Genomic DNA, 26329 nt, shown 5'->3' on the forward strand with positions numbered 1-26329 from the left:
GGTGAGCACCGGGGCGCAGACGTCAACCGGTGCCCTCCCGCGGAGCCATCAAACCCGCTCCAAGACTTCGCTGACTGGGCGGCGCGGTTTTTGGGGCCAGTTGCCGTCCGCTGGATACCCGACGGTGACGAGCATCACCGGCACGTCGTGGTCCGAGAGGCCGAATTCGGTGCTGAGGGCCGTCGGGTCAAAGCCGCTGAGGGCGCCGCTGGCGTAGCCCATTTCGTTGGCGGCCAACATAAGCACCATGGCGGCCAGGGAGGCCGAACGGAAGGCCTCGTCGCGCTGGAGCTGCGGGTTGTTCTCATGCGCGCCGGTGGCCATGTCTGACCAACCACGTTGCACGCCGGCGGGGAGATCGCCGGCATCGACGGCGGGTTGCAGGCGGGCGAAGAGATGCGGGTAGGCTTCGGTTTGTCCAACGACAATGAAGGTGACCGCGGCGTCCTTCACCTGTTGCTGGCCGTAGGCGACGGCCTGCAGGCGAGATTTGGCCTCGTCGCTCTCGACCGCGATGAAACGCCAGTTTTGGAGGTTGAAGGCGGAGGGCGCGCGGGTGGCGAGGTGTATCAGGTTTTCGATGACGCCGTCCGGCAGGGGACGGCCGGGCTCGAAGCGTCCGGTGGTGGAGCGGGTTTCGAGCAGGTGGGCGAGGGGAGTGTCGGTGGTCGTATTCATGATATGGATTTAGTTTGGCAGGGAGTGGAGTGGGTTAAGCGCAGGGAGGGCTTGCGTTGGAGCAGCAGCACCGCGGCGAGCACGCCGGCCATGCCGACGAGCTGCAGCGGGGCGAAGGTTTCGTTGCGAAACCACCAGCCCAGCAGCAGGGCGGTGAGCGGACTGAGCAGGCCGAGCGCGGACACGGCGGTGGCGCTGAGTTGGCGAATGCCGCGAAACCAAAGCGGGTAGCTCACCAAGGCTCCGGGAATCGCGAGGTAGGCATATCCCGCGAGGTGCTTGGTCTCGAAGGCGGGTAGCCCAGGTTCGAAGGCGTAAGCCACGGGGGCCAACGCCAGGCCGGCGAGGGTGAGCTGCCAGCCACTGGAAACGAGCAGCGGCATGGGCAAGGGATTGCGCCCGGTCAGGTAGGTGCCGAACGCGAGACAGATCGTGCCGGCGGCGGCGGCCAGAAGTCCGAGCCGATCGAGGGACTGCGAGGGACGGCCGAAGATCAGCAGCATACCCAGCACGGCGATCATGGCGGCGGACACGGCGGTCAGTCCGGGGCGGCGCTGGTCGAAGAGCCACGCCAGCGCCATGACCAAGAGCGGCATCAGCGCGCCGACGATGGCGGCGATGCCACCGGGTAGCCGATAGGCGGCGGCAAAGAGCAGCACTTGAAACAGGCCGATGTTGAGGAGCGCATAGAGCGCGAGACGCGGCCAGGCTCCAACCGGCACTTTCCGCCGCTGCAGCAGAATGAGCGCGAGGCCAGCGGGGAGGGTGCGGAGGCAGGCGGCGGTGATCGGGCGATCGGGCGGGAGCAGGTCGGTGGTGACCAAGTAGGTCGATCCCCAGATCATCGGCGCGAGGGCCGTGAGGGCCGGGTCGCTCCACGCCCGGCTTGGCGTAGGCGCGGAGTTGACGTCGACTTCGCCGACGGCCGCGATTCCGGTGGACGAAGCCGACATGGCGAAACCTCAGGCGGCGTTGCGCTGGTGCAGCACGCGGTCGACGGAAGCCGCGCCGCCGCCGGAGACGGTGAGGGCGGCCACCGCGCCGAGCAGGAGCAAGGTGAACTGGATGCCTTCGCCAGCCTGCTGCCCATACCAGTTCATAAAGAATCCGTGTTGCAGTTGCACCGTGAACATCGCGACGGCCATGACGACGCCGAGCGCAATGGCGGCCGGGCGAGTGAGCAGACCGAGCACCAGCAGGATGGGGGCAAAGAATTCGACCAGAATCGCGCCGGCGCCGAGGGCGTAAGGGATGCCCATCTGGCCGGTGAAAAATTGCATCGTGCCGGCAAACCCGTAGCCACCAAACCAGCCCAGCAGCTTCTGCGCGCCGTGCGGGAACATGACCACGGCCACCGCGAGCCGCAGGAAAATGGGGTTGAAGGAGGCCGAGGTGCCGAAGAGCGCATCGCGCAGCAGCTTGGTGGCGGAGAAGGACGTCGGCGCGTCCACAGGGAGGGATGAAACGGTCGTGTGGGACATGTGAAGGGATGGGTTGAAGGTTGGTTCGTTGGGAACGCCGTGACCCTAACGCATCGCCGCACTCGCGCCTAATACCCCGGTGTTGCCATTGGTATACGTTTTTTGCATAACCCGAGCCAATGAAGACCCTGCGCACATTCATGGCGGTGATGGAGGAAGGCAGCGTGAACCGCGCGGCGGCGCGCCTGGGTGTGGCGCAACCAACCCTGTCGAGACAGATCCAAGCGCTGGAACAGGAGGTGGGCGGGCCTTTGTTTGAGCGCGGCTCGTGGGGGGTGCGCCCGACCGACTTGGGGTTCAAGTTGCGTGAAGCAATGGCGCCGGTGCTGAAGGACTACGACCAAGCCTGGGCCGATGTGGCGGCGCACGCGCGGGGGCGGCATACGCAGTTGCGCGTGGGTTACCTCGGCATGGCGGCCAACCGTTTTCTGAGTCCGGCGCTCACGCGGCTGCGCGAGGAGTTTCCGGATTTGAAGCTGTGGCTGTTCGATCAAACCCCGGTCGAACAACTCAAGGCGCTGCGGGCCGGCGAACTCGACGTGGCGCTGATCGGGCAGGAAGGCGCGGCGGTCGGCGAGGATTTCTTTCGGCGGAAGGTGAAGCGCATCGGGGTGTGTGGGGCGCTGCCGGCGGACCATCCGCTCGCCAAACGGACTGAAATCGCGCTCGCGGAGCTGAAGGGGGCGTCGTTCATCGGCGTGGCGGAGACGGCGGTGCCGGGGCGCAACGCCTGGGTGGCCTCACTTTGTGCCAAGGCGGGATTCAAGCCCCGATTTGTGGCGGAGACCAACGAGGTCACGGAGACCTTCATGCGGGTGGTGGGGGATTCCGCGGTGTGCGTGTTGCCCAACTACGTCGACGGCGTGTCGCCGCCTGGGGTGGTGTTTGTGCCACTGGCGGACAAGTTCGCCACCTGGGACTTTTACGTGCTGCGCCAGCGCGGACGCGGCACCCCAGCGATCCGGCGGCTGGTGGAGCTGATCGGCACGGTTTAGGGTGTGTCTGGGAAAGCCGACGTGCCAGCGCTGGGAGCGCAGCCAGTGGAGGACAAGGCGGCAACGCCGGCCTTCGCTGGCTCCGTCCCAGCCCGAAGGGTGAGTGGGAAAAGGGACTGGCGCGGCGTTGCCCTCGACGGCATGGCCCGCTGGGCCACCTCCGTCGCGGACGCCTTGCGCGAGCCCCTTTTCCCGCTCACGCTGGCACCTCGGCTTTCCCAGACACACCCTAAGCGCGCTCAGACTTCGATGAACCGAATCGTGAGCGGGTAGCGGTAGAGCTCATCGTTGGCGGCTTTCACAATCGCGATGATCATGAGCACGAAGGCCGAGACGCCGAGGACGAACAGGAGCAGGGAGCCGAGCCCGAAGAGGAAAATCAGGGGAATGCAGCACAGGCTCCAGATTGCCCAGCTGACGTGAAAATTGAAAGCCTCCGCCGCGTGGGCCGGCACGCTGGTGCCGTCGCGTTTGGTGACGAGGTAGATGATGAGCGGAATCAAAATCGGCGCGCTCAGCACCCAAGCGCCGTGGCTAAGGATGTTGAGCAGACGGTGGGAGGATTCGACGGGCGTGACGTTGATCGTATCGTTCATGGAAATCGGTGGTTGCGGGGTAAAGCACCCGACAGCCTACCGAAAAGTCGCAGGTTTTTGGTCTACAATTGTCCTGCGGGAATGGAATGCGTGGCGAGCTACGCCGCCCGGCTGGCCATGGCCTGTGCGAGGCCGCGCAGAAAGCCGGTGTCACCGGGCAGTCGGGCAAAAGTGGTGAGGGCGGCGGCGGTCTGTTCGGTGATGAAACGCCGCGAGGCATCCAGGCCGTGGATACGCACGTAGGTCGTCTTTTCCGTCGCGGCGTCCTTGCCGGCGGTTTTGCCGAGGGTCGCGGTGTCGGCGGTGGCGTCGAGCACGTCGTCGACGATCTGGAAGGCGAGACCCAGATGGCGTCCGGCGGTGCGCAAGTCGTCGAGTTGCGGGTCGGTCAGTCCGCCGACCATGCCGCCCATGACAAGGGCTGTTTCGATCATGGCCGCGGTTTTGTTGAGATGGATGAACTCGAGTTCCTCCGGCGTGGCGTCGCCCTTGGCTTCGCCCTCGAGATCGGCCATTTGGCCGCCGATCAGGCGCTGGCTACCGGCCGTTTCGGCAAGCTCCCGGACCAGGGCGTGAGCGAGGGCGGGACGGTCCGCATAGGCCTCGGTCAGCAAGGCAAAGGCGTGGGTCAGCAGGGCATCGCCGGCCAGCAGGGCGGTGGCCTCATCGTAGGCCTTGTGGACGGTGGGGCGTCCGCGCCGCAGGTCGTCGTTATCCATGCAGGGCAGGTCGTCGTGAATGAGCGAGTAGGTGTGCAGGCATTCGATGGCGACGGCGGCGGGCAGGGCCTCGTCGCCGGTGCAGCCCCCGAGTTCGGCGGCGGCGAGCAGCAGGGAGGGGCGCAGGCGTTTCCCGCCGGCCTCCAGACTGTAGCGCATGGCGGCGTGCAACCGGGTCGGACGGGTGTCCGCTGCCGGAACATGTTGATCGAGGCCCGCTTCGACGCGCGTGACCAGGGAGTTTAATTTGTTTGTGACTTCCATCGGGGCACCGCTACGGTCCGCTCAACTTTTGTTTCCGCTGCAATGCCGACCCTAGATCTCGTTTGCAAACGCCTATTCGCGGACTCCTCGTGGTTCATCAAGAGCATCGTGGGAGCCCTGCTCTTGGTGGTGCCGCTCGCGCACTTCCTGGCTTTTGGCTACCTGTATGGACTGATCGAGCGGGCCCGGCGCGGAGACGCCGTCGTTTTGCCGGAGTGGGAGGAGTGGCGCCGGCTGTTTTTCGACGGCATTGCGGCCTTCGTGATTTTCCTTGTGCTGGGCGTTGCCCCGCTGGCGGTGGCCTGGCTGCTCACGCTGCCGCTGCAGTGGTTGGGCTGGGGATCGTTTGTTTACCTGCCGATGGTGCCGGTCCTGCTGATTGTGGCGCCCTTGGTGGTGGCGGGGATCTACCAGTATCAAAAACGCGAACTTTATGCGGACGCGTTTCGGATTTCGGTCCTCATGTCGATGCTGCGAGCGACCCGGGCGCGTTTTGCGCTGCCGACGTTGGCGCTGATCGGTTTCACGGTTGCGGGTTACCCGCTCATGACCTTCACGGTTTTTGTGGGCTGGGCGGCGAGCTGGACCTATTATGCGTCCTATTTCCGGTTTGTGGAAGAAACCCGCCGGGGCGGGGTGAAGATTTGATTTTTTGCTGAAGTTCGCCACCTAAGCGCACCATGCCGACCTACGATTATTTCTGCCCGAAGTGTGAACATGAGTTCGAGGCCTTCCAGTCGATGAAGGACGAACCCTTGAAGACCTGCCCGAAGTGCAAAAAGCGCGCGCTGAAACGGCTGGTCGGCGGCGGTTCAGGGCTTATTTTCAAAGGCTCCGGTTTCTATATCACCGATTACAAGAACAAGTCCTCCGGCGGTGCGAAGACCTCGGGCGGCGAAAAACCCGCCAAGTCCGACGCCAAGGCCGCCAGCTAAACTCACCCTCAATCCCGTCAAACCATGTCCAGCCCGCAGACTCCCGCCTCTCCCAGTCTATTTGAAGTGACCCTTGGGGCGGTGCTGAGCCTCCTGCTCGGGGCGGTGATCGCGGCGGGTTACCTGGCGGCGCAACCGGTCGAGACGGTGCGCGCGCTGCCCAAGGAGCCGGATGAGGACAAGGTCTACTATGTGACCGGTTCGGCGCGCAGCTCGCTCGGTCGCCAATGGTTGCGCAAGAAGCAGATGCTGGTGGAGCAGGGCGCGTTTGAGATCGAACTCAATGAAGACGAGCTCAACACGTGGATGGCGTCGTCGAAGTCCAAGCCGGATGGCGAAGAGGAGTCCGGCGGCATCGTGGTCGCCAAAAGCATCAACTTTCGCGTCAAGGACGGCACCTTTCAAATCGGCCTGCCCTGCACCTTCTCGCTGGCCGGCGTCACGCGGGATGTGGTTGTGCAGGCCCAGGGTAGCTTCGAACGCAGTGGCGATCATTTTGCCTTCAAGCCGAGCAAGCTGCTGGTGGGGCAGTTCGACGCGGCGACCCTGCCGGTGGTCGGTGACTTCGTTTATTCGCGCCTGATGGGGCTGCAGGAGATTCCGCCGGAGCTCGTGGAGGCGTGGGGAACCCTGAGCCTTGTCGGGGTCGACGGCGACGTGTTGAAGCTGGCGCGGCGCTGAGCGCTCGCGACGCCCCGCGAAAGGGCCGCTGACCGGGCCTAACCGCGGATGGCGTCGAGCAGGTTGGCGATGCCGACGTGCTCCTGGATGAGGCGCTTGATCACCGGGATCTTATCGCTGTCACCGGGCTGCGTTTTCACCGTCATACCGTGGATCTTGGAGGTGACGGTGAAACTCTCGCCGGAGGCGGTCATGACCGGGATGTTGGTCTGTCTCAGCAACTCGGTCAGTTTGGGCGAGGGAGCGATGTCGTTGGTGAGGATGATGCCCGCCACCGAATCGTGCGGTGCAAGCTGGGCGCCCGAAATCGCCGCGAGCAGGATGTCGTCGCGATCGCCCGGCGTGATGATCACGGTGCCGGCCTGGAGGTGCTCGACGATGCCCTTGGCGGTCATGGCCCCCACTACGAGGCGTTCGACGCGCACGGTGGCGCAGCCGGATTGGGCATTGAGCCACTTGGCTCCGATGTGTTCCGCGATTTGGGACAGGTTGGGATGCGCCAGGACCGGCTGAATGGGCAGCACGCCGAGCAGCGGCACGCCGAGGCGCTTGAGGCCGCGGCCGGCGTAGTCGCGGATCATGTCGATTTTGTCTTCCTCGACTTTGTTGAGGATGGCGCCGACCACCTCGACACCGACTTGGTCGAAGAGCGCTTTGTTGAGGGCGATTTCGTCGATCGGGCGGCCGATGCCGCCGGGGCAAACGATGATGGCTTTGGCTTTGAGCAGCTTGGCGACACGGGCGTTGGAGAGGTCGAAGACGCTGCCGACGCCGGCATGGCCGGTGCCTTCGATCAAGGTGAAATCCTTCTCCCAGGAAACGCGGTCGAAGGCGCGGCAAATCTGGTCTTCCAGGCGCGGCAGCAGTTTCGCCGGATCTTTGAGGTAACGCCGCGTGAAACTGCCGTCGATGGCAACCGGACTCATGCTCTCGATGGGCACGCGCACCTGGTAGATGGTGTCGAGCAGCACGGAGTCTTCGTCGATCTGATGCCCCTGCACCTCGACGAAACGTTGGCCAATGGGCTTGATGAAGCCCACCCGCGGAAAGTGTGCCTGCAAGGCGGCGAACAACCCGAGACAGGTCGTCGTCTTGCCGTCATTCATGCGAGTGGCGGCGACAAAAACGCGTTGCGTCTGGGTGTTGGTGGGGGCGTTCAGGAGCGGCAGGGCCGGCTGTTCGAAGGGATTGGGCGTGGGCAGGAGATCAGGTTGCATGTGGCGGCGTCGGGCCGGGGTATTCAGTTGCCCGGGAAAAGGAGTTCGCGGTCGATGGCTTGCACGCCGCAGACCACGGCGGCGCCGAACACGTCGTGAGCGCTGGAGCCGCGACTGATTTCCGCGGCGGGTTTGGCGAGTCCGGTGACGATCTGGCCGTAGGTGTTGGCGCCGGCGATGTGTTGCACGAGTTTGAAGCCGATGTTGCCGCTGTTGAGGTCGGGGAAGACGAGGACGTTGGCGCGGCCGGCGACCGGCGAGTCGATCTTTTTGGCCGCGGCGACGTAGGCATCGAGGGCGGCGTCGACCTGGATTTCGCCGTCGATTTCGAAATCGAGTTTGGCGGCGGCAGCGCGCTCGCGGGCGAGGCGGGTGGCTTCCCGCATCTTGAGGACGTAAGGGTGCATCGAGCCGCCGTGCGAGGCGAAGCTCAGCATGGCGATGCGGGGCGTTTCGTTGGTGAGATGCCGGGCGATGATACCGGTGGAGATGGCGATGTCGGCGAGTTGCTCAGCGGTTGGATCAGGCAGCACGCCGCAGTCGGCCATGAACAGGGTGCCGGCGCTGCCGATGTCCTTTTCGTCGAAGCTCAGGATCATGAGCGACGAAGCGGTCTGCACCTGGGGCAGCCGGGGGATGATCTGAAAGAGTGGCCGCAGTGCGCTCGAGGCGGTGTTGGTGGCGCCGCCGACCAAGGCGTCGGCCTGGGCGTGGCGAAGCATCATGGTCGCAAAGGTGCTGGGATCGCGCAGGGCTTCGCGTGCACCCTCGAGGGTGAGTCCCTTGGCGGCGCGCAACTCGTGCAGTTCCTCGGCAAAGGGCTCGAGGTCGTCCGATCGCGTGGGGTCAAGCAGGCGAATGCCCTGGACGTTGACGTCGAGTCGGGCGGCGAGCGCCTTCATCTCGGTGCGATCGCCAAGCAGGATCGGCACGCCGAGTCGACGCGTCACCCACTGCCGGGCCGCCTGCATGATGCGCGCGTCCGCGCCTTCCGGGAACACGATGCGTTTCGGATGTCGCTGGAGTTTGGCTGCAAGTCGTTCGAGCAGTGGCATGAGCCTCGCGAAAGTGGTCGGGCGGTGCAGGGCCGTCAATGTCGGGCGCGCGTCTTTGGCGTTCGTGACCACCCGCCAGTCGCACGGCTTCGCTCTTGTAAGGCGCTCAGGCCCGGGCGAGAACTGGGCGGTGTCCCGCAGTTTGAAGAACATCGGCATCGTGTCCGCCGCCACCATGGTGTCGCGCGTGTTGGGGCTCGGCCGGGACATGCTGGTGACGGCGGTGTTCGGCACGAGTGCGTTGGCCTCGGCCTTCGTGACGGCCTTCACCCTGCCGAACCTGTTTCGACGCTTGTTGGGCGAGGGGGCGCTGACGGCTGCGATGGTGCCGACCCTCAATGATGAACTGACCGCCCGCCAAAAGACCGGCGCCTTCGCTTTGATGAATCAGATCGGGAGTTGGCTGGGTCTGGTCACGCTGGTGATCGTGGTGGTGGCGATGCTCACCCTGCAACTGGCGGCGGACGCGCGGTGGCTCGATCGCGTATCGAGTGACCCGGAGCTGGTGGCGCGATGGCGCCTGGCCGCGGAGATCGCGGTGTGGCTGTTCCCATATCTGGTCTTTGTGTGCATGTCGGCGGCGTTCAGCGCGGCGCTGCAAACGCTCGGGCGTTTTCTCGAGCCGGCCTTGTCCCCGATCTGGTTGAACCTTGCGATCATCGGTGCGCTGGGCGGTGCGGTGTGGGGCCTCGGACTCGAAGTCGGCGAAGCGCGCATGCGGTGGTTGTGTGGCGGCGTGCTGGTCGGCGGTTTGCTGCAAATGGTGGTGCCGGGTGGCGCGCTGTTGCGCGAGGGCTGGCGACCGCGGTTGGACCTGAGCCTGAGTCCGGCGGTGCGCGCGGTGCTCACCCTCATGGGGCCCACGGTGTTGGGCTCGGCGGTGTATTTGATCAACTTGTCAGTTTCGCGCTTCATCGGCCTGTCGCTCAATGAGTCGGCCGTGGCGGTGCTGAATCTGGCGACGCGATTGATCGAGTTGCCGATCGGAGTGTTCGCCATCGCGGTGTCGACGGTGGTGTTTCCACTGATCTCCAGTTATGCGGCGAAAGGGGAGTGGGGACGACTGGCGCAGGCCTACCATCGGGGCATGCGTTTGGTGCTGGCCATCAACGTGCCGGCGGCGGTGGGCATCGCGGTGCTGGCGACGCCGATTGTGCGGGTATTGTTTCAGCGCGGGGAGTTTGGCGCGGCCGACACGGCACTGACCACGCCGGTGCTGGTTGTATTCGCGGCGGGACTACCGTTTTTCGCCTACGTCAACCTGATGTTGCGCGCGTTCTACGCCGAGAAGGACACCCGCACGCCGGTGCGGGCCGCGGTGTTGAGTTTTGTGCTCAACGTGACCCTGAGTCTGGCCCTCATGGGGCCGCTCTCGACGATGGGCCTGGCGCTCGCCAGCAACCTCGCGGTGGTGGCGCAGGCGGTTTACCTGCAGCGGGCGCTGACGCGGCGGCGCGGGCAGTTGGGCGTCGCGACGATGATTCCGAGCGTGCTGAAAATTGCCGGCGGGAGTCTGGTGATGGGCGCGGTGCTGTGGGGCGGATTGAGTCTGGTGGCGGTGAGCGCGGCTTCGGTTTGGGCGGACGTGGTGCGGCTGGCGGTCGCGGTGCCCGTCGGTGTCGTGATCTACGCCGCCGTGGTCTGGATGCTGCGTTTGGAAGGCCGTGAAGAATTGTGGAATCTGGTGCGCGGACGGAAGCCGCGCTTGGTCAAGGAAGTAGCGCCATGAAGACCTGGTGGGCGAAAAACTGGTTCATGGTCGGCATGCCGGTCGCGGTGTTGCTGGCTTGGCTCTTGCCCGATGCGGGGGCGAGGGGCGGGCTCTTGCGCACGGAGATCACCACGAAGATCGCGGTGGCGTTTGTCTTCTTCTCCCAAGGGCTGACGCTGCCCGCACAGGCGCTGAAAGACGGTGCGAGCCAGTGGAAATTGCATCTGGCGGTGCAGGCTTTCGGGTTTGGGCTGATGCCGCTGGCGGGCATTGGTTTGGATGCGCTGGTCGGGGCTCAGCTGGCGCCGGATCTGCGCTTGGGATTTCTGTTTTTATGCGTGCTGCCCTCGACCATCGTGATGGCGGTGGCGCTCGCGACCGTCGCTGGAGGGAACGTGGCGGCCTCCATTTTTAATGCGGTGCTTTCCAATGTGCTGGGGGTGTTCCTGACGCCGGCTTGGGTCGCGTTTCTGATGAAATCCACCGGGCAGGCGCAGGCCTTGGGCGACGTGTTGCGGGAGGTGAGTGTGCTGTTGCTTTTGCCTTTGGCGTTTGGGCAGATCGTGCGCCGCTGCGGCGTGGAGTCGTGGGCCGACCGGAACCGCAAGCGCCTCAACAACGCGGCCAACGGCATCATCCTCGTGATCGTTTACGCCGCGTTCTGTAATTCGGTGAAGGCGGATTTATGGTCGTCGCACGGGTGGGGAACCTTCGTGGCGGCGGCGGTGGGCGTGGTCGGATTGCTGGGCCTCGCCCTACTCGGCACCACGTTGGTCGCGCGGGTGCTGGGTTTCGCACCGGCGGAGCGGATCGTGATGGTGATCAGTGCCGCGCAAAAGAGCCTGGCGACCGGGGTGCCGTTGGCGAAAGTCATCTTCGGCGCTCATCCGGGGCTGGGACTGATCCTGCTGCCGATCATGATTTATCACCCCTTGCAGTTGTTCGTCTGCGGCACCTTGGCCGGGCGACACGCCCGCAAGTTTCCGGTGACGGCAGTGTGACAAAAACTGGAGCTGCCGCTTGATCGGCGAGTGCTGACCCGTAAGTTCGCGGCGAAATGGGTCGGACCAGTGATGCAGATTCGCGACTGATGAGCGCCGCACTTTCTCTCATGTGGGAGGAGAGCTATGGCGCGGTTTCGGTCGACGACATCTGCCGGCGGGCAGACGTGCGCAAGGGGAGCTTCTATTATTACTTCGCCTCCAAGTCGGAGTTGGCGGTGCGGGCGCTGGAGCACATGTGGCAGGAGCACAAGGCGATGCTGGACGAAATCTTCGCGACCGAGTTGCGCCCGATTCAGCGGATCCGCCGACGTTGTGAGGAGGCAATCGCCGCCCAAGCCAGAATGAAGGACCAGTATGGTCATGTGTTGGGCTGCCCGCTGTGTTGTTTGGGCTCGGAGATTTGCAACCGCGATGAGGCGATCCGCGACAAGGTCCGTGAGATTCTGGAGCGCAAAACGGCCTATTGGGAACGGGCGATACGCGACGCGCAGGCCGAAGGCAGTTTGGAAGCGGGGGGAGATCCGGCGCAAAAGGCACGGTGCGCGATGGCGTTTTTTGAAGGCATGATCGCGCAGGCACGGCTCCATGACGACCTCTCCCGATTGGATGGATTGGCCGATCGGATGTGCGAGCATTTGGGGGCGCGTCCTGCGGTAAGTGCCTGATAAATAGCTTTTAGGAGCGTTGGGGCGAAGGAGGGAGCAGATTGCGGGAATTTTTCTCGGGACCACTTGCTCTTTTCTAAACCTAGACGATTAGTAAACAAATGAATACAGCAACTCCTTCCATCCCGGCCGTGACCGCGGCCAACTTCGAAACTGAGGTCATCGAAGCCTCTCACCACCGTCTGGTCTTGGTGGATTTTTGGGCCCAGTGGTGCGGCCCCTGCAAGGCCCTTGCGCCGATCCTGCAGGAAGCTCAGCAAGCCCGTGCCGAGACGGTGCAGATCGTGAAAGTCGACGTCGACGCCGAGTCGCGTTTGGCCGGTCTGCACGGGGTCCGCGCGATGCCGACCATGGCCTTCTTCCGCAACCGACAGAAGGTTGACCAGTTGGTCGGATTGCAGTCCCTCGACGCGGTGCTCGCCCGCATCGACGCCAACGCCGGAGCGTGACCCGACGCCCGCGATTCCGTCCCCGTATTTCAACTCCACCATGTCAGCTGCCCAACCCGCCCTCGCCACACCGCTCCGTATCGGCGCGCTCGAAATGCCCAACCGCGTCGTCATGGCGCCGCTCACCCGTTGCCGGGCCGGAGCCGGTCGCGTGCCGACCGAGCTCATGGCCACCTATTACGAGCAACGCGCGTCGGCCGGCCTGATCCTGACCGAGGCCACCTCGGTGACCCCGCTGGGCGTGGGATACCCGGACACCCCTGGCATCTGGAACGACGAGCAGGAAGCGGCGTGGGCTCGCGTCACGGCGGCGGTGCATGCCAAGGGCGGACGCATCTTTCTGCAGCTCTGGCATGTCGGGCGCATCTCCGATCCGCATTACCTCGACGGTCAGCAACCCGTGGCGCCTTCGGCGATCGCCCCGGAAGGTCACGTGAGCGGCATTCGTCCGATGAAGGCCTACGAAACGCCGCGCGCGCTGGAGACGGCGGAAATTCGCGAGGTGGTGGAGGCCTACCGCCAAGGCGCCGAACGGGCGCAGCGGGCTGGTTTTGACGGCGTTGAAATCCACGGCGCCAACGGCTACCTGATCGATCAGTTCCTCGCCGACAACAGCAACCAACGCACCGACGAATATGGCGGTTCGCTCGAGAATCGCGCCCGTTTCCTCCTCGAAGTGACCGACGCCGTGATCGGCGTTTGGGGCGCGGATCGCGTCGGCGTGCACCTCAGCCCGCGCGGCGGTTTCAACGACATCCACGATTCGGCGCCGGAGAAGACCTATGTGCATGCGGCCACCGAACTGGGGCGTCGCGGCCTCGCCTTCCTCTTCGTGCGCGAATCCCTCGAAAGCCCGCGGGTCGCCCCCGCGATGAAAAAGGCGTTTGGCGGACCGTTTATTCTGAACGATCAGATCGATCCGGGGCAGGGCGGTGAGTTGATCACTTCCGGCGACGCCGACGCGGTCTCCTGGGGGCGTCTCTACATCGCGAATCCTGATCTGGCTGAACGCCTCATCCACGGCGCGGCGCTCAACGAGCCCAACGAAGCCACTTTTTACGGCGGCGACGGTGTGGGTTACACCGACTATCCGTTCGTTTCCGACCAAACTTAACCGTTCGAAATCATGGCAACCATCTCCACCGACACGTTGCTCGGCGCCCTTCAGTGGCGCTACGCGACCAAACAATTTGACGCCACTCGTCGGATCGACGACGCGACGTGGTCCGCGCTCGAGGAGTCGCTCGTGCTGGCCCCCTCGTCCTTCGGTCTGCAGCCGTGGAAGTTTTTGGTGATCACCGATCCCGCGATCAAAGAGCAGCTCGTGCCGCTCTCTTGGGGCCAGACCCAACCGCGCGACGCTTCCCATTTTGTCGTGTTCGCGGTCCGCCAGGATCTCGGCGACGATCACCTCGCTCGCTACATCGCGCGCACCGCCGAGGTGCGCGGAATGCAGCCGGCGGACCTCGACGGCTTTCGCAAAGTCATCGCGCAATCGCTCGACGGCGCGCGTGCGGCTGGCCGGCTCGACGCTTGGCAAAGCCAGCAACTCTACATCGCACTCGGCCAGTTCATGGCGGCGGCGGCGCTGATCGGCGTCGACACCTGCCCGATGGAAGGCATCGAGAAGGACAAATATGACGACGTTCTCGGCCTGACCGGCACGCCGTGGACGACGGTGGTCGCTTGCGCGGCCGGTTATCGTTCGGCCGACGACAAATATGCCGAAACGCCCAAGGTGCGCTTCCCGGCCGACGAAGTGATCGAGCGCCGGTAACATTTTGGTCACGCCGCGGGGAAGCCCCCTGCTCGATTGACGTCGAGGTTTTGACTTCGCTCGCGGCGACCCCACCATGGCCCCGTGCACTCACGCCGCGATTTTCTTCGCCAGACCGGTCTTTATTCCGCCGCGTTCTTTGGTCTCCGCTCGCTGGTTTCTTCCCCGCTGCATGCGGCCCTGAAGGATGGCAACGCGCTCCGCGGGTTTGGCCCGCTGCAGGACGATCCGCAAAACCTCCTGCGGGTGGCCCAAGGCTTCACGCGCACGGCATTTTCCTTTGCGGGTGAGGAGATGGACGACGGTCTGCTGGTGCCCGGCAAACACGACGGCATGGCCGCGTTCGCCGGACCGGACGGACTCACCTTGCTGGTCCGCAACCATGAGCTGGAAAGCGCCTGGTTGGACGGCAGCCCCTTTGGGCCGGACAACGGTCGCTTCGGCCGAGTGGACGCAAGTCGCGTTTACGACCGCGGCCATTCGCGCCGCCCGTGCCTCGGCGGGACGACGACACTGGTCTTTGACACCGCGACACAGACCTTCAAAGGCCATCACCTCTCGCTGGCCGGCACGCAGCGCAACTGCGCGGGCGGCCCGACGCCCTGGGGCACCTGGATCACCTGTGAGGAGGTCAATGCCGAACGTGAGCCGGACGAAGAACAGTATCACGGCTACAATTTTGAAGTCGCTCCCTCGGCCGAACCCGGGCTCGTCGAGCCGGTGCCGCTGCGCGACATGGGGCGATTCCGCCACGAGGCGGTGACCGTCGATCCGGTTTCGGGCGCCATCTACGAGACCGAGGATCTGGGGGATGGATTGTTGTATCGGTTCCTGCCGCACGAACCCGGCAAGCTGGCGCGCGGTGGCCGCCTGCAGGCGCTGGCGGTGACGGGTATCGATCAGGCGGATACGCGCAACTGGCCCGGCACCCCGGGCTTTCCGATCGGCCAGCCCCTGGTGGTCGAGTGGATCGATTTGGAAAACGTCGACAGTCCGGTGCTCGACCTGCGTCACCGCGGTCGCGCGGCGGGCGCGGCGGTCTTTGCGCGCGGCGAGGGCGCCTGGTGGGGCGATGGCGCCGGCTACTTTGCCATGACCAACGGTGGACGGAACACCATGGGGCAGATTTTTAAATACACGCCCAGTCCGCACGAAGGCACGCCGGCCGAGGCGACGCATCCCGGCACCTTGGAACTCTTCGCCGAACCCAACGACACGGGGCTGCTGAGCAACTGCGACAATCTCTGCATCGCGCCCTGGGGGGACCTGATCGTATGCGAGGACACGAACGGCACCTGCCGGATCGTGGGCATCACGCCGGCGGGTGAATACTACGTCATCGCGGACAATCCGACGCCGAACCGCGAGTTGGCCGGAGCGTGCTTCTCGCCGGATGGCAGCACGCTCTTCGTGAATGTGCAGAACCCCGGCTACACGGTCGCCATCACCGGTCCGTGGCCGACGGTTTGACGACGGTCATTCGAATACCAGCCGACGCTGGGCCGGCGAAAGTTCGGTGTGTTCGCCGGGGGCGAGTGCGAGTTCGTTGAGGGCCAGCCGACCGATTGCCGCGCGATGCAGTCTCAGGGTGGGGTGACCCACCGCGGCGGTCATGCGGCGGACTTGGCGGTTTTTGCCTTCGGTGAGCACGAGCGAGATCCAAGCGTCCGGGACGTTCTTGCGGTAGCGCACCGGCGGGTCGCGCGGCGGCAGGGTTGGCGAAGGTTCCAGCAAACGGGCTCCGCAAGGCGCGGTGTGGTGGCCACGGATTGTGACACCGGCGGCGAGCTGAGCTAGGGCGTCGGCATCCGGCACCCGTTCGACCTGCGCCCAATACTCGCGCCGGTGGCCGCGGGACGGATCGAGCAAACGCGTGTTGAGGCCGGCTTCGTCGCTCAGGAGGAGCAGCCCCTCGGAGTCCGCATCGAGTCGACCGAGGGGGTAGACGCGCGGAGGCAGCCCAAACTCCGCCAAGGTGCGCCAACGCGACCCTGGCTCTGGCGTAAACTGAGAAAGCACGCCGTAGGGTTTGTAGATCGCGAGCAGCACGGCGGCCAGCAAAGGAGAGCGGGCGAAGGGTTTGCGAGAACGAAGAAAACGCCTCATGGGTATCGCATGCGTGCTGTTCAATTTCCCGCCGCCAACGAAATCGAAGTCTGCGAGGTGCCCGCGCCGACGCCGCCAACCGGCGAGGCCGTTGTCGAGCTCAAGGCCGCGGCGCTCAATCACCGCGACCTGTGGATCAAGCTCGGCCAATATGCCGGCTTGAAGTTCCCCATCGTGCCGGGGTCGGACGGGGCCGGGGTGGTGGTCAGCGGCGGCGAGGCTGCGGGTTTCCGTCCGGGGGATGAGGTGATCATCTATCCTGGGCTCGACTGGGGCGACCATCCACATGCGCAGAGCAAGGCCTTCTCGATTCTCGGTCTGCCGCGCGACGGCACCTTGGCGCAACAGATCTCGATTCCGGCCGGGCAACTGGCGGTGAAGCCGCCGCATCTGACCTGGAACGAAGCCGCCGCCCTGCCTCTGGCCGGACTCACCGCCTATCGCGCGTTGTTCTCGCGGGCGCACCTGCGGGCGGGTGAACGTGTGCTCATCAGCGGCATCGGCGGCGGCGTGGCGCTGTTCGCGCTGCAATACGCGGTCGCGGCCGGAGCGGAGGTGTGGGTGACGTCGAGCAGCGCGGACAAGATAACCCGAGCGAAAGCCTTGGGCGCCAAAGGTGGTTTTGATTACACAGCGGCCGACTGGGCCACGGCGGCCGAGGCCACGGCCGGCGCGTTTGATGTCATTGTCGACAGCGCTGGCGGCGATGGCTTCGGTGCGCTCATCGATGTCGCGGCGCCGGGTGCGCGCATCGTATTCTTTGGCGCCACGCGCGGCGATCCCTCAAGTCTGCCGATGCGAAAGGTGTTTTGGAAGCAGCTCTCGCTGCTGGGCACGACGATGGGCAACGCCGATGATTGGCAAGCCATGCTGGCCTTCGTGGCGGAGCACCAGATCAAGCCGGTGGTGAGCGAGACCTTTACGCTCGATCAGGCACCGGCGGCCTTCGACCTGATGGAGCGGGGCGGCCAATTCGGGAAGATCGTGGTCACGATCTAGCTCGTTTGGTTTCGTTCCCTCGGCTTTGCGATCACCAAGCCGGTGCCGGCGATCATGATGGCGCAGCCGGCGATCATGCCGGAGGTGATTGTTTCGCCGAGCAGGAGCGCGCCCCACAACATGCCGAAGATCGGAATCACGAAGGTGATGGTGGTGACGCGCGTCGGCCCGATATCCGCCATGAGCCGATAGAAGAGAAAATACGCGAGGCCACTGCACACCAAGGCCAGGGTGAGCAGCGCGCCGGCTTGGGTGAGAGTGGGCCAAGCGGTGGGCGGCGCCAACGGCAGGCCGAGCAAGAGCACCGGCGCCACAAACAACTGGCTGAACGCGGCGTTGCCCTGCGCGGGCAGGTGGCTCGCCTTCAGTTTGATGTAGATGCCGGCCAGCGCGTAGCACAGCGGAGCGATGAGGGTGATGATGATCGCGATGACCGTGGTCGGGGTGAGCGCCACATTGCCGAGCTTGTTGGCCAACGTGACGCCGGTGATGCCCAACGCGACGCCGAGTCCGCGACGCAGGTCAAACGCCTCGTCCAACCAGATCGCCGCAAACACCGCGCCGAAGAGCGGCGTGGCGGCGTTGATGATCGAGAGCAACGACGCCGGCAACCACAGGGCCCCCACCGCGAAGCAGATGAAGGGGATCCCGCTCGCGATGAGGCCAACCCGAAAGTAATCCCAGCGATAACGGCGCCATTCCGCGTCGATGCCGCGGGAGGCGAGGTAGGCGGCGACCGCGAGGCCGGCGATGCCCAGGCGCCCGGCGGCGGTGAGCACCGGGCCAAACACGGGCGCGCAGATGCGGATGAAAACAAAGGACGAACCCCAGATCGCGCAGAGCGTGATGAATTTGATCCAATCCTGTGACCTCATGTGTGCTTGTTAGCGGCCATGCGCCGCTCGTGGTCAAGCAGCCACTGCTTGCGCCAAAGCCCGCCACCGTAGCCGGTGAGCTTGCCGTCCGCCGCAATCACGCGGTGGCAGGGAATGATGATGGAAAGGTAGTTCATGCCGTTGGCGCGACCGACGGCGCGGGAGGCGCCGGGACGGCCGAGTGCGGCGGCCATTTGGGAGTAGCTCTGGGTTTCGGCGGGGCCGATGGTGCGCAGGTGGGCCCAGGCGGCTTGTTCAAAAGGCGTGCCGGTGGGCGCGAGCGGCAGGTCAAAGGCCGTGCGTTGGCCGGCGAAGTATTCAGCAAGTTGTGACGCGGCCGCGTCGAGCACGGGGTGGGCGCCGGGCACGACGGTGACCTTCAGGCGCTCGCGCAGGGTGATGAGTTTGCGTTCGAGTCCGCGGCGATCGACGAAGTCCAGCACGTGCAGTCCGGCATCGTCGGCCACGGCGAGCATGCGCCCGAGTGGGGTGGTGAAGCGTTCGGCAAACAGGATGCGTTGGCTGGCGGCGGCATCCTTGGGCGGAGCGCCAAAGAGGCGGCGGACGGCGTCGCGAAAGCCGCTGGCGGATTCAAAACCGCGGGCGAACTGGGCCTCGGTGACATTGCCGTGGTGACCGACCTCGCGCAGCGCCAGACCCATGCGGCGTGCACGGGCGTAGGCCTGGAAAGTCATGCCGTAGTAGCGGCGAAACTGGCGCCGGGCGGTGGAGGGATCGATGCCGCGAGCGCTCAGCTCCTTTTCGGTGATGCGGCCGGTGGGATCGGCCTCGATGGCGTCGCGCAGCGCGGTGACGAGCGGCGGTGGCGGCAGTTCCTGGTCAAGCGGTTTGCAGAGTTTGCAGGGCCGAAAGCCGGCGTGCAGGGCATCGGACGGCGAGGCGTAGAAGGAGATGTTCTCAGGTTTGGGTTTGCGGGCTCCGCAAGTGGGCCGACAGAAAATTCCCGTGGTGTGCACGCCGACGAGAAAAATGCCCTCCGCGGCCGAGTCCCGGTCGTAGAAGGCCCGCATCATGGCATCGCGGGGAGGGAGTTTGGCGGCAAGGGGCGGCATCGGCGCAGGGGCGAGGTGGTAGCTCATGAACCGGAGCTTAGCAAATCGCGGGAGGACCGCGCCGCCGATTTTCGGGCAGAGATGTGGGCGCAGGACGAGAGGCAGGATAGGGTTTTAACCACGAATGGACACGAATGGCTTCGGCTACCGCCTACGCACTGGGGGGCATAAAAAAACCACCGTTTGGGTGCGGTGGTTAAAGAATGGTGGCGAGACCCGGATCCGAGCGGAGCGAGAACCTGAGGCCGAAGCATCGACATTTCGGGTCGAGGGGGACGGCTTGCATGGGTTCAAGGCACAAAAAAACCACCGTTTGGGTGCGGTGGTTAAAGAATGGTGGCGAGACCCGGATCCGAGCGGAGCGAGAACCTGAGGCCGAAGGCCGAAGCATCGACATTTCGGGTCGAGGGGGACGGCTTGCATGGGTTCAAGGCACAAAAAAACCACCGTTTGGGTGCGGTGGTTAAAGAATGGTGGCGAGACCCGGATCCGAGCGGAGCGAGAACCTGAGGCCGAAGGCCGAAGCATCGACATTTCGGGTCGAGGGGGACGGCTTGCATGGGTTCAAGGCACAAAAAAACCACCGTTTGGGTGCGGTGGTTAAAGAATGGTGGCGAGACCCGGAATCGAACCGGGGACACGCGCATTTTCAGTGCGCTGCTCTACCAACTGAGCTATCTCGCCGTCAGAGGAGGGAGGAGAGGACCGATTCAAGGGCGGGTCGTCAATAGGTTTTTGCAGTCGAAAATCGGGTCGGCATTGGAAACCTCAAGGGAGCGATAATCCTTCACGTGCGAGTGAGGAAGGTAGGGCGGGGCCGCTGGGCCCGCCGCGTTGGGTGGGCACGCGAAAGAGCGACGGCGGGGCACGACCCGGTGGATGCGGTCGGCCCGGCGGTCCGACCCTACCTCAGCAGCTCGCGCAGGTCGCCGAGTTCGAGTTTGGCGGCGGCGGCGTCACTGGCTTCGAAGACGTCGGCCAGGAGGGCGCGTTTTTGTTCCTGCAGGCCGAGCACCTTCTCTTCGACGGTGTTGCTGCAGATAAGCTTGTAGCTGGTGACGACGCGGGTCTGGCCGATGCGGTGGGCCCGGTCGGTGGCCTGGGCCTCAACCGCAGGGTTCCACCACGGATCGAAGTGAATCACGGTGTCGGCACCGGTGAGGTTGAGACCGGTGCCACCAGCCTTGAGCGAAAGGAAGAAGACTGGGATTGACTCGTCACCTTGGAAGGCATCGACGGCGGCCTGGCGCTGTTTGGGGTTCATGGCGCCGTCCAGGTAGGCGTAGGGCAGGCCGTCGGCATCGAGTTCGGCGCGGAGCAACGCGAGCAGGGACGTGAATTGGGAGAAAACCAACACGCGGTGACCTTCGTCGACAATCTCGTCCAGGAGCTCGCGGAAGGCGGCGAGTTTGGCCGACCATTCCGGCGCGGCCTCGGGTTGGAGCAGGCGCGGGTCGCAGCAGGTCTGGCGCAGGCGCAGGAGTTGGGTGAGGGTGGCGAGGCGCAGGGCGTTTTCCGATGCGCCGCTGGCTTCGAGGTCGAAGAGCGCGCGTTCGCTGTCTTCCTGAGTTCGCCGATAGAGCGCGGACTGGCTGGGGGTGAGGTCGCAGTAAACAACTTGCTCGATCTTCTCCGGCAGCTCCGGCGCGACGGTGATCTTGGTGCGGCGCAGGATGTAGGGCGCGGTCTGTGCGCGCAGGCGCTCGTCGTGCCAGCGGCGATCGTCCCCGCGGGTGCCGGGTGGGATGGGTTTGAGGAAACCAGGCAACAGGAATTCGAAGAGCGAACGCAGGTCGTCGAGGGAGTTTTCCAAGGGCGTGCCGGTGAGCAGAAATCGGCTGGCGGCGTCGAGGGCGCGCAGGGCCTTGGCGTTGCGGGTGCGGCGATTTTTGATGTGCTGGGCCTCGTCGGCGATGACGGTGCGCCATCGGTTCTGCGCGAAGATGGCGCGGTCGTTGGCGAGCGTGCCGTAGGACGTGATGATCAGATCATGGGACGTCGCGTCGGTGGCGGTGTTGAGGCGGCTGCTGCCGTGGTGGACGAAGACGCGCAGGTGCGGGACGAAGCGCAGGGCCTCGCGGCGCCAGTTTTCGATCAAGGAAGCCGGCGCGATCACGAGCGCAGGCGTTCGGTCATTTTCGCCATGCAGTGCCGCCAGGAGACTCAGTGCCTGCAGGGTTTTACCGAGACCCATTTCGTCGGCGAGGATGCCGCCGAGTTCGTGCTGATGCAGCATGTGGAGCCAGGCGACGCCGAGTTTTTGGTAGGGGCGCAGGCTGTTCTCGAGATCGACGGTCAGCGGGGCCGGCGGCAAGGTGGTGAGGTCGCGGAGAGCGGAACTGCGTCGGCGCCAAGCGGCGGGGGATTGGAAACCGGGGGCGAGGTCCTCGAGCAGGTCGTCGATCTCGGCGGCGCGGCTGGCGGGAATCCGGTGCGTCTGGCGGGCGCCGGGCAGGGCGGTTTGGTCGCCGGCGAGCGCGCTTTGCACGGCGCCGACGCGGCGGGCGGCTTCGCGATCGATGAGGTAGATCTTGTTGCTCGTCTCCACGTAACCACGGCCGGCGGTGAGGGCCGAGCCGATGGCGGCGGGTGGGGCGTCGCCGGCGCGCAGACCGAGCGAGACGTCGAAGCCGTCTTCAGCAACCGTGACCTGCGCGTCGATTTCCGTGAGCACGATCTTGGCGGTGTTGCGCTCGAAGTTGGCGGTGAACTCGGCCTGGAAGTCCTCGCGCAGGGTGGTCAGATGAGCGGCGAGAAAGGCGAGGGTCTTGTGGCGGTCGCGCAGCCACCACTTGCGGTTGGAGGGTTCGAGGCGAAAACCGTGCTCTTTGAGCAGATCGAGGGCCGCTCCGTAGCTGTGCGACTCGCGGGATGGCAAGGTGATGGCGAGGAAGTGTTCGGAGCCGTCGACCGTGAGCGGGGCTAGGTCCCGCTCGCGGGAGATTTTGGATTTTGGATTTTGGATTTTCGGCTGCTCAGTTGGCGGCGGGGTGGTGGCTGCGGCAGGTTTGGGGAGTTCCAGGTGCTCCGACACGCCGCGGAGGATGGGGCCGACCCAGAGCAGGGTTTTTTGCGGGGCATTGACGAAAGCGAAGACGGGCTGGCCGCGCAGCAGGGTGACGAGTTCGCCGAGCTGGGCGCTGGTCAGTTGGAGGAAGAGGACCGGGGCGGGGGCCGCGCCCATGCGTTGCAGGGCGGCGAGGGCGGGCAGGAGCTCGGGTTGCGGTGGCCGGCTCAGGTCAACCTCGACCTTCAGCGCGATGGCGTCACGCGGAGCGGAGGAGGCGAGGTTGGGCGGCAGGAGGAGTCGAATCATGCGAGGGGGCTAGGGAGAAAGAGAAAGATAAAGAGAAAGATAAAGAATATGAGGTTGGGAATAGAGTGGGCGTTCGCATGCTCAGACCGACTGCATGAGCCATGATGTCTTCAACCAGCTGGTCGACGCGCACTACGCGCCGCTCTATCGTTTTGCGCTGAGTTTGGCGCGACGGGAGGCCGATGCGTGCGATCTGGTGCAGCAGACGTTTTTCATCTGGGCCAAGCGGGGGCATCAATTGCGGGAGGACTCGAAGGCGAAAACCTGGCTGTTCACGACGCTCTATCGCGAATTTTTGCGCGGACGCCGGCGCGACCAGCGATCGCAGTCCATCGAAGATCTGCCGCCGGCGGCGCAGGATGTGCCGGCCGAGACGGTCGACCATGCCCGCACAATGGATGGGCATCAGGTGGTCGACGCTTTGCAGGAGGTGGACGAAGTGTTTCGCGCGCCGCTCACCTTGTTTTACCTGCAGGATTTGAGCTACCAGGAGATCGCGGAGGCGCTCGATGTGCCGATCGGGACGGTGATGTCGCGCTTGTCGCGCGGGAAGGCGCAACTGCGCAAGATTTTGGCCCGCAAGGAAGCCGGCGAGTCCGATGCCAACGGCGGGATTGTTGAATTTCCAAAAACCAAGAGCGGGGGGAGCCACCGATGACCAACGAAGAAGCAAAGTTCCTTTTGCAGGGGTATCGTCCGAATGGACAGGATGCCGAGAACGCCGCCATGGCAGAGGCGCTGGCGCAGGCCGAGCGCGATCCGTCACTGCGGGCCTGGTTTGAACGCGAGCGTGAGTTTGACGCGCTCATCGCCGGCAAACTGCGCGACGTGGCGCCGCCGCCGGGGCTGCGCGAGTCGATCCTCGCCGGCACGAAATTGAGCACCCGCGAAGCGCAACCGGATCGGGCGAATCCGGCGTGGTGGCGCGGTTTCTGGGGCGTGTCGCTGGCCGCCGCCGCGGCGGTGCTCGTGGCAACGATGTGGTGGTTCAATCCCGCGCGGGGCCCCACGGTGGTGACGTTGCCGAGTGCGGACCTGTTGTTGAAGACCGCCCTGGCCGATTATCGCGGGGCGCACGAGGAAGGTTTGCACGCCGACAGCCTCGGTCCCTTTGGTGACTGGCTCGAAACCGCTACCACCAAACTGAGCGCGCAGCCGATGCCGGCGTCGCTGCAGGACCTCGCAGAACGCGGGTGCCGCTCGGTCGAAGTGGGGGGGCATCGCCTGTTTGAGATCTGTTTCCTGCGCGAGGGGGAGTGGTATCACGTTTACCTCGCACCGCGTGATGACTTCGACCCGGCGTCGATGCACGACGAGCCGATGTTCCATGAGCAGGGCCGCTTTGTGGCGGCGACCTGGGCGGACCAAAAGTTTGTTTACCTGGTTTCCAGCACTTCGGGCATAGACAGCCTCCGCAGGCTGCTTTGAGTAAGTCATGGGCTCGCTCTCTCGATACTACCGCTGGCTGCACGGCCAGTGGCCGGCCGGCCGGGTGGAGAAGCTGCCCGAGGTGCGGGCGCACGGCAAAACTGCCATTCCGGGCGTGCGGGTGGTCGGTGATCTCACCGGCGTGCCGCTGCTGAAATTCTCCGCTGATTCCGGTGCGCAGGCGGCCGCGGCCATGGCGGACGAGTTGGCGGCCGAAAACGAGGGCGGCAACGGCACCGACGGCCCCCTGGAACTTGCCATCATCGGTGGCGGAGTGGCGGGAATCGCCGCGGCGCTGGAGGCCCAGATGCGCGGGCTGCGTTTTGTGGTGTTCGAGGCGAGTGCTCCCTTTTCCACGATCGCCAACTTTCCCAAGGGCAAGCCGATCTACACCTATCCGACCGACATGAAGCCGGCCGGGGAAATGACCTTCGACGCGGACGTGAAGGAGGACCTGCTGGCCGACCTTGAGCGGCAGCGGTGCGAAGCCGGCATCGAAACCAAGCGAGTGCGTATCGAACGGGTGGAACGGCGTGGCGACCTGCTGCACCTGCACCACGCGGGTGGGAAAGCCTTTGTCGCCCAACGGGTCATCATCGCGATCGGTCGCAGTGGCGATCACCGCAAGCTCGGCGTGCCTGGGGAAGACTTGGACAAGGTTTCCAACCGGCTGCACGATCCGGCGGAGTTTGCCGGTCGCAAAGTGTTGGTGGTGGGCGGGGGAGACTCTGCGCTGGAAGCCACGAGCGCTCTGGCCGCAGCCGGCGCTGACGTGACGCTGAGCTACCGCGGCGAAGCGTTTTCGCGGGCCAAGCCGGAGAACGTGGCGGCGGTCGAGCGCAGCGCGGCGCAAGTGATGTTTAAGTCCACGGTAGCGGCGATTGAACCCGACGCTGTGCGACTGCAGACCCCGGACGGCGAAACACAGATCGAGAACGACGCGGTGTTCACTTTGATCGGACGTGAGGCGCCGTTGGATTTCTTTCGTCGCAGCGGCATTCCGATTCAGGGCGAAACTTCGTGGCTGGGCTGGTTGGGCGTGGCGGCGCTGCTGCTGTTCTGCACCTTCATCTACACGTGGAAGAGCGGTGGGCCGACCGAGTCATGGATCAATCCGGCCGGACTCGCCGCGACGCTGCAGGGGCAGCTCGATGACCGCAGCACGGTGCTGGGCACGATCGCGGTGTCGATGCATTCGCGATCGTTCTACTACACGCTGCTCTACAGCTCGCTCATTCTGTTTTTCGGCATCGATCGCATCCGTCGACGGCGCACGCCCTACGTGCGGCGGCAGACGATCGCGCTCATGCTGGTGCAATGGCTGCCGCTGTTCATCCTGCCCGAGGTGGTGTTGCCCTGGGCGGGTTACAACGGCGCCTTCTCCGGTGGTGGAGCGGGTGAGGCGATCGGCGATGCGCTGTTTGAGAAATACATTCCGCCCGACCAATACGCGGTTGAAATGTGGCCGGAGAACGGCCACCCGCGCGCCTACTGGCGGGCTTACGGCTTCATCCTAGCCTGGCCTCTCAACGTCTACAACGTATTCAACCAGTCACCACACTGGTGGTGGCTTGCGATCGGTTTCCTGCAAACCTGCGTGTTGATTCCGTGGATGGTGCGGCGGTGGGGCAAGGGGGCGTATTGCGGCTGGATCTGTTCCTGTGGCGCACTCGCCGAGACGATGGGCGATCGGCATCGGCACAAGATGCCGCACGGGCCGGTTTGGAATAAGCTGAACCTCATCGGCCAGGTCTTCCTCGCGGCGGCGGTGGCGCTGCTGGTGGTGCGCATCGTGGGCTGGGTGCTGCCAGGCTCGTGGTTTGATCGCGGCTTCAATGTGTTGCTCGAGGGCAAGCTCGATGGCCAGACGACCGGCGGCTGGTTTCTAAGCTACAAGTGGTTCGTCGACGTGTTGTTTGGCGGCATCATCGGGGTCGGGTTTTATTTCAAATATTCCGGGCGGGTGTGGTGTCGCTTTGCCTGTCCGCTGGCGGCGCTCATGCACATCTACGCGCGCTTCTCGCAGTTCCGGATCTTCGCCGACAAGAAAAAGTGCATTTCCTGCAATGTGTGCACCTCGGTGTGCCACCAGGGCATCGATGTCATGAGTTTTGCCAATCGTGGCGTGCCGATGGAGGACCCGCAGTGCGTGCGTTGTTCGGCCTGTGTGCAGAGCTGTCCGACGGCGGTGTTGAGCTTCGGGCGTCTGTTGGCTGACGGAAAACCGCTCTTCGATGAGCTGGAGGCTTCGTCCGTGCGGTTGCGGGAAAACGAGGTGTCTGGCGCGAGAGGTTGAAATCCCGCC

The 26329-nt window shown here is 64.8% G+C and carries 26 protein-coding genes and 1 tRNA gene; 15 read left to right on the forward strand and 12 right to left on the reverse strand.

The annotated features are described in order from the left end of the window. Nucleotides 1-48: 48 nt before the first annotated feature. The 3 genes from AC0MRV_RS14735 to AC0MRV_RS14745 are packed head-to-tail and all read right to left on the reverse strand — an operon-like array spanning nt 49 to nt 2159. Nucleotides 49-678, reverse strand: coding sequence for a nitroreductase family protein (locus AC0MRV_RS14735; protein WP_472765253.1), 630 nt, complete (start codon nt 676-678; stop codon nt 49-51). Beyond that, nucleotides 675-1631 carry an EamA family transporter gene (locus AC0MRV_RS14740; RefSeq protein WP_472765254.1) on the reverse strand — a complete coding sequence of 319 codons (957 nt, stop codon included), beginning with the start codon at nt 1629-1631 and terminating at the stop codon, nt 675-677. Before AC0MRV_RS14740 ends, AC0MRV_RS14735 begins: the two co-directional genes overlap by 4 nt. A 9-nt stretch (nt 1632-1640) precedes the next feature. Beyond that, entirely contained in the window at nt 1641-2159 is a 519-nt protein-coding gene (locus AC0MRV_RS14745; RefSeq protein WP_472765255.1) for a DoxX family protein, read from the reverse strand. Nucleotides 2160-2278: 119 nt separating this feature from the next. On the opposite strand from AC0MRV_RS14745, the gene AC0MRV_RS14750 reads away from it, so the two are divergent. Beyond that, nucleotides 2279-3154 carry a LysR family transcriptional regulator gene (locus AC0MRV_RS14750; RefSeq protein ID WP_472765256.1) on the forward strand — a complete coding sequence of 292 codons (876 nt, stop codon included), beginning with the start codon at nt 2279-2281 and terminating at the stop codon, nt 3152-3154. A 239-nt stretch (nt 3155-3393) separates the two neighbouring features. On the opposite strand, the gene AC0MRV_RS14755 is transcribed toward AC0MRV_RS14750, so the two are convergent. Together AC0MRV_RS14755 and AC0MRV_RS14760 are read right to left on the reverse strand one after the other, a co-directional pair. Further along, on the reverse strand, nt 3394-3750 hold the full coding sequence (locus AC0MRV_RS14755; RefSeq protein ID WP_472765257.1) for a DUF4870 domain-containing protein: 357 nt from the start codon (nt 3748-3750) through the stop codon (nt 3394-3396). Nucleotides 3751-3848: 98 nt separating this feature from the next. Continuing rightward, the gene (locus tag AC0MRV_RS14760) at nt 3849-4733 is read right to left on the reverse strand and encodes a polyprenyl synthetase family protein (protein WP_472765258.1); all 885 of its coding nucleotides are present in this window, start codon (nt 4731-4733) and stop codon (nt 3849-3851) included. A 42-nt stretch (nt 4734-4775) separates the two neighbouring features. On the opposite strand from AC0MRV_RS14760, the gene AC0MRV_RS14765 reads away from it, so the two are divergent. From AC0MRV_RS14765 to AC0MRV_RS14775, 3 genes are read left to right on the forward strand one after another with little or no spacing between them, the layout of a single operon-like run. Then, nucleotides 4776-5381, forward strand: coding sequence for a DUF4013 domain-containing protein (locus tag AC0MRV_RS14765; protein ID WP_472765259.1), 606 nt, complete (start codon nt 4776-4778; stop codon nt 5379-5381). Nucleotides 5382-5413: 32 nt separating this feature from the next. Continuing rightward, nucleotides 5414-5668 (forward strand): FmdB family zinc ribbon protein, encoded by a 255-nt coding sequence (locus AC0MRV_RS14770; RefSeq protein WP_472765260.1) that lies wholly within the window; start codon nt 5414-5416, stop codon nt 5666-5668. A gap of 24 nt (nt 5669-5692) precedes the next feature. Next, on the forward strand, nt 5693-6349 hold the full coding sequence (locus AC0MRV_RS14775; RefSeq protein ID WP_472765261.1) for a hypothetical protein: 657 nt from the start codon (nt 5693-5695) through the stop codon (nt 6347-6349). A gap of 38 nt (nt 6350-6387) precedes the next feature. Here AC0MRV_RS14775 and AC0MRV_RS14780 read toward each other — a convergent pair whose 3' ends face one another. Then, entirely contained in the window at nt 6388-7566 is a 1179-nt protein-coding gene (locus AC0MRV_RS14780) for a phosphotransacetylase family protein (protein ID WP_472765262.1), read from the reverse strand. A gap of 23 nt (nt 7567-7589) precedes the next feature. Further along, the gene (locus AC0MRV_RS14785; RefSeq protein ID WP_472765263.1) at nt 7590-8621 is read right to left on the reverse strand and encodes a phosphate acyltransferase; all 1032 of its coding nucleotides are present in this window, start codon (nt 8619-8621) and stop codon (nt 7590-7592) included. A 130-nt stretch (nt 8622-8751) separates the two neighbouring features. On the opposite strand from AC0MRV_RS14785, the gene murJ reads away from it, so the two are divergent. The 7 genes from murJ to AC0MRV_RS14820 all read left to right on the forward strand — a co-directional run bounded on the left by murJ (nt 8752) and on the right by AC0MRV_RS14820 (nt 15697). Then, entirely contained in the window at nt 8752-10350 is a 1599-nt protein-coding gene (gene murJ, locus AC0MRV_RS14790; protein ID WP_472765264.1) for a murein biosynthesis integral membrane protein MurJ, read from the forward strand. Further along, complete coding sequence (locus AC0MRV_RS14795; protein ID WP_472765265.1) at nt 10347-11333, forward strand: bile acid:sodium symporter family protein; 987 nt, start codon at nt 10347-10349, stop codon at nt 11331-11333. Before murJ ends, AC0MRV_RS14795 begins: the two co-directional genes overlap by 4 nt. A gap of 89 nt (nt 11334-11422) precedes the next feature. Further along, the gene (locus AC0MRV_RS14800) at nt 11423-12001 is read left to right on the forward strand and encodes a TetR/AcrR family transcriptional regulator (protein WP_472765266.1); all 579 of its coding nucleotides are present in this window, start codon (nt 11423-11425) and stop codon (nt 11999-12001) included. A 101-nt stretch (nt 12002-12102) separates the two neighbouring features. Continuing rightward, nucleotides 12103-12450, forward strand: coding sequence for a thioredoxin (gene trxA / locus AC0MRV_RS14805; protein ID WP_472765267.1), 348 nt, complete (start codon nt 12103-12105; stop codon nt 12448-12450). A 40-nt stretch (nt 12451-12490) separates the two neighbouring features. Then, nucleotides 12491-13564 carry an alkene reductase gene (locus AC0MRV_RS14810; protein WP_472765268.1) on the forward strand — a complete coding sequence of 358 codons (1074 nt, stop codon included), beginning with the start codon at nt 12491-12493 and terminating at the stop codon, nt 13562-13564. Nucleotides 13565-13576: 12 nt separating this feature from the next. Beyond that, the gene (locus tag AC0MRV_RS14815) at nt 13577-14227 is read left to right on the forward strand and encodes an NAD(P)H-dependent oxidoreductase (RefSeq protein WP_472765269.1); all 651 of its coding nucleotides are present in this window, start codon (nt 13577-13579) and stop codon (nt 14225-14227) included. An 84-nt stretch (nt 14228-14311) separates the two neighbouring features. Next, nucleotides 14312-15697 (forward strand): alkaline phosphatase PhoX, encoded by a 1386-nt coding sequence (locus AC0MRV_RS14820; RefSeq protein WP_472765270.1) that lies wholly within the window; start codon nt 14312-14314, stop codon nt 15695-15697. 6 nt (nt 15698-15703) lie between these two features. Here AC0MRV_RS14820 and AC0MRV_RS14825 read toward each other — a convergent pair whose 3' ends face one another. Further along, nucleotides 15704-16333 carry a pseudouridine synthase gene (locus AC0MRV_RS14825; protein WP_472765271.1) on the reverse strand — a complete coding sequence of 210 codons (630 nt, stop codon included), beginning with the start codon at nt 16331-16333 and terminating at the stop codon, nt 15704-15706. A 9-nt stretch (nt 16334-16342) separates the two neighbouring features. Between AC0MRV_RS14825 and AC0MRV_RS14830 the strand changes: the two genes are divergently transcribed. Beyond that, nucleotides 16343-17332 (forward strand): zinc-binding dehydrogenase, encoded by a 990-nt coding sequence (locus AC0MRV_RS14830; protein ID WP_472765272.1) that lies wholly within the window; start codon nt 16343-16345, stop codon nt 17330-17332. On the opposite strand, the gene AC0MRV_RS14835 is transcribed toward AC0MRV_RS14830, so the two are convergent. From AC0MRV_RS14835 to AC0MRV_RS14850, 4 genes are all read right to left on the reverse strand, one after another. Next, entirely contained in the window at nt 17329-18207 is an 879-nt protein-coding gene (locus AC0MRV_RS14835) for a DMT family transporter (RefSeq protein ID WP_472765273.1), read from the reverse strand. The two genes, AC0MRV_RS14830 and AC0MRV_RS14835, sit on opposite strands and share 4 nt — an antisense overlap. Then, a complete protein-coding gene (locus AC0MRV_RS14840; protein ID WP_472765274.1) occupies nt 18204-19280 on the reverse strand; it encodes a bifunctional transcriptional activator/DNA repair enzyme AdaA in 1077 nt (358 codons plus the stop codon). The genes AC0MRV_RS14835 and AC0MRV_RS14840 overlap by 4 nt, the downstream gene beginning before the upstream one ends. A 608-nt stretch (nt 19281-19888) precedes the next feature. Then, nucleotides 19889-19964 (reverse strand) — tRNA-Phe (locus tag AC0MRV_RS14845). Between the two features lie 220 nt (nt 19965-20184). Beyond that, the gene (locus tag AC0MRV_RS14850; protein ID WP_472765275.1) at nt 20185-22596 is read right to left on the reverse strand and encodes a DEAD/DEAH box helicase; all 2412 of its coding nucleotides are present in this window, start codon (nt 22594-22596) and stop codon (nt 20185-20187) included. A 94-nt stretch (nt 22597-22690) separates the two neighbouring features. Between AC0MRV_RS14850 and AC0MRV_RS14855 the strand changes: the two genes are divergently transcribed. The 3 genes from AC0MRV_RS14855 to AC0MRV_RS14865 are packed head-to-tail and all read left to right on the forward strand — an operon-like array spanning nt 22691 to nt 26320. After that, the gene (locus AC0MRV_RS14855; protein ID WP_472765276.1) at nt 22691-23254 is read left to right on the forward strand and encodes an RNA polymerase sigma factor; all 564 of its coding nucleotides are present in this window, start codon (nt 22691-22693) and stop codon (nt 23252-23254) included. After that, nucleotides 23251-24024, forward strand: a complete 774-nt coding sequence (locus AC0MRV_RS14860) for a hypothetical protein (protein ID WP_472765277.1) — start codon at nt 23251-23253, stop codon at nt 24022-24024. The genes AC0MRV_RS14855 and AC0MRV_RS14860 overlap by 4 nt, the downstream gene beginning before the upstream one ends. Before the next feature lie 7 nt (nt 24025-24031). Then, nucleotides 24032-26320, forward strand: coding sequence for an NAD(P)-binding domain-containing protein (locus tag AC0MRV_RS14865; protein WP_472765278.1), 2289 nt, complete (start codon nt 24032-24034; stop codon nt 26318-26320). Nucleotides 26321-26329: the final 9 nt, after the last annotated feature.

Origin of the sequence: Actomonas spartinae, from assembly GCF_051209155.1 — a bacterium.
Lineage (GTDB): Bacteria > Verrucomicrobiota > Verrucomicrobiia > Opitutales > Opitutaceae > Actomonas.

Coding starts and splice junctions, on each gene's coding strand:
- AC0MRV_RS14825 (WP_472765271.1), bottom strand. CDS start 16,333: ATGAGGCGTTTTCTTCGTTCTCGCAAACCCTTCGCCCGCTCTCCTTTG.
- AC0MRV_RS14850 (WP_472765275.1), bottom strand. CDS start 22,596: ATGATTCGACTCCTCCTGCCGCCCAACCTCGCCTCCTCCGCTCCGCGT.
- AC0MRV_RS14760 (WP_472765258.1), bottom strand. CDS start 4,733: ATGGAAGTCACAAACAAATTAAACTCCCTGGTCACGCGCGTCGAAGCG.
- AC0MRV_RS14860 (WP_472765277.1), top strand. CDS start 23,251: ATGACCAACGAAGAAGCAAAGTTCCTTTTGCAGGGGTATCGTCCGAAT.
- AC0MRV_RS14755 (WP_472765257.1), bottom strand. CDS start 3,750: ATGAACGATACGATCAACGTCACGCCCGTCGAATCCTCCCACCGTCTG.
- AC0MRV_RS14855 (WP_472765276.1), top strand. CDS start 22,691: ATGAGCCATGATGTCTTCAACCAGCTGGTCGACGCGCACTACGCGCCG.
- AC0MRV_RS14745 (WP_472765255.1), bottom strand. CDS start 2,159: ATGTCCCACACGACCGTTTCATCCCTCCCTGTGGACGCGCCGACGTCC.
- AC0MRV_RS14750 (WP_472765256.1), top strand. CDS start 2,279: ATGAAGACCCTGCGCACATTCATGGCGGTGATGGAGGAAGGCAGCGTG.
- AC0MRV_RS14740 (WP_472765254.1), bottom strand. CDS start 1,631: ATGTCGGCTTCGTCCACCGGAATCGCGGCCGTCGGCGAAGTCGACGTC.
- trxA (WP_472765267.1), top strand. CDS start 12,103: ATGAATACAGCAACTCCTTCCATCCCGGCCGTGACCGCGGCCAACTTC.
- AC0MRV_RS14735 (WP_472765253.1), bottom strand. CDS start 678: ATGAATACGACCACCGACACTCCCCTCGCCCACCTGCTCGAAACCCGC.
- AC0MRV_RS14765 (WP_472765259.1), top strand. CDS start 4,776: ATGCCGACCCTAGATCTCGTTTGCAAACGCCTATTCGCGGACTCCTCG.
- AC0MRV_RS14830 (WP_472765272.1), top strand. CDS start 16,343: ATGCGTGCTGTTCAATTTCCCGCCGCCAACGAAATCGAAGTCTGCGAG.
- AC0MRV_RS14770 (WP_472765260.1), top strand. CDS start 5,414: ATGCCGACCTACGATTATTTCTGCCCGAAGTGTGAACATGAGTTCGAG.
- AC0MRV_RS14835 (WP_472765273.1), bottom strand. CDS start 18,207: ATGAGGTCACAGGATTGGATCAAATTCATCACGCTCTGCGCGATCTGG.
- AC0MRV_RS14785 (WP_472765263.1), bottom strand. CDS start 8,621: ATGCCACTGCTCGAACGACTTGCAGCCAAACTCCAGCGACATCCGAAA.
- AC0MRV_RS14780 (WP_472765262.1), bottom strand. CDS start 7,566: ATGCAACCTGATCTCCTGCCCACGCCCAATCCCTTCGAACAGCCGGCC.
- AC0MRV_RS14815 (WP_472765269.1), top strand. CDS start 13,577: ATGGCAACCATCTCCACCGACACGTTGCTCGGCGCCCTTCAGTGGCGC.
- AC0MRV_RS14775 (WP_472765261.1), top strand. CDS start 5,693: ATGTCCAGCCCGCAGACTCCCGCCTCTCCCAGTCTATTTGAAGTGACC.
- AC0MRV_RS14840 (WP_472765274.1), bottom strand. CDS start 19,280: ATGCCGCCCCTTGCCGCCAAACTCCCTCCCCGCGATGCCATGATGCGG.
- AC0MRV_RS14865 (WP_472765278.1), top strand. CDS start 24,032: ATGGGCTCGCTCTCTCGATACTACCGCTGGCTGCACGGCCAGTGGCCG.
- AC0MRV_RS14800 (WP_472765266.1), top strand. CDS start 11,423: ATGAGCGCCGCACTTTCTCTCATGTGGGAGGAGAGCTATGGCGCGGTT.
- AC0MRV_RS14795 (WP_472765265.1), top strand. CDS start 10,347: ATGAAGACCTGGTGGGCGAAAAACTGGTTCATGGTCGGCATGCCGGTC.
- AC0MRV_RS14810 (WP_472765268.1), top strand. CDS start 12,491: ATGTCAGCTGCCCAACCCGCCCTCGCCACACCGCTCCGTATCGGCGCG.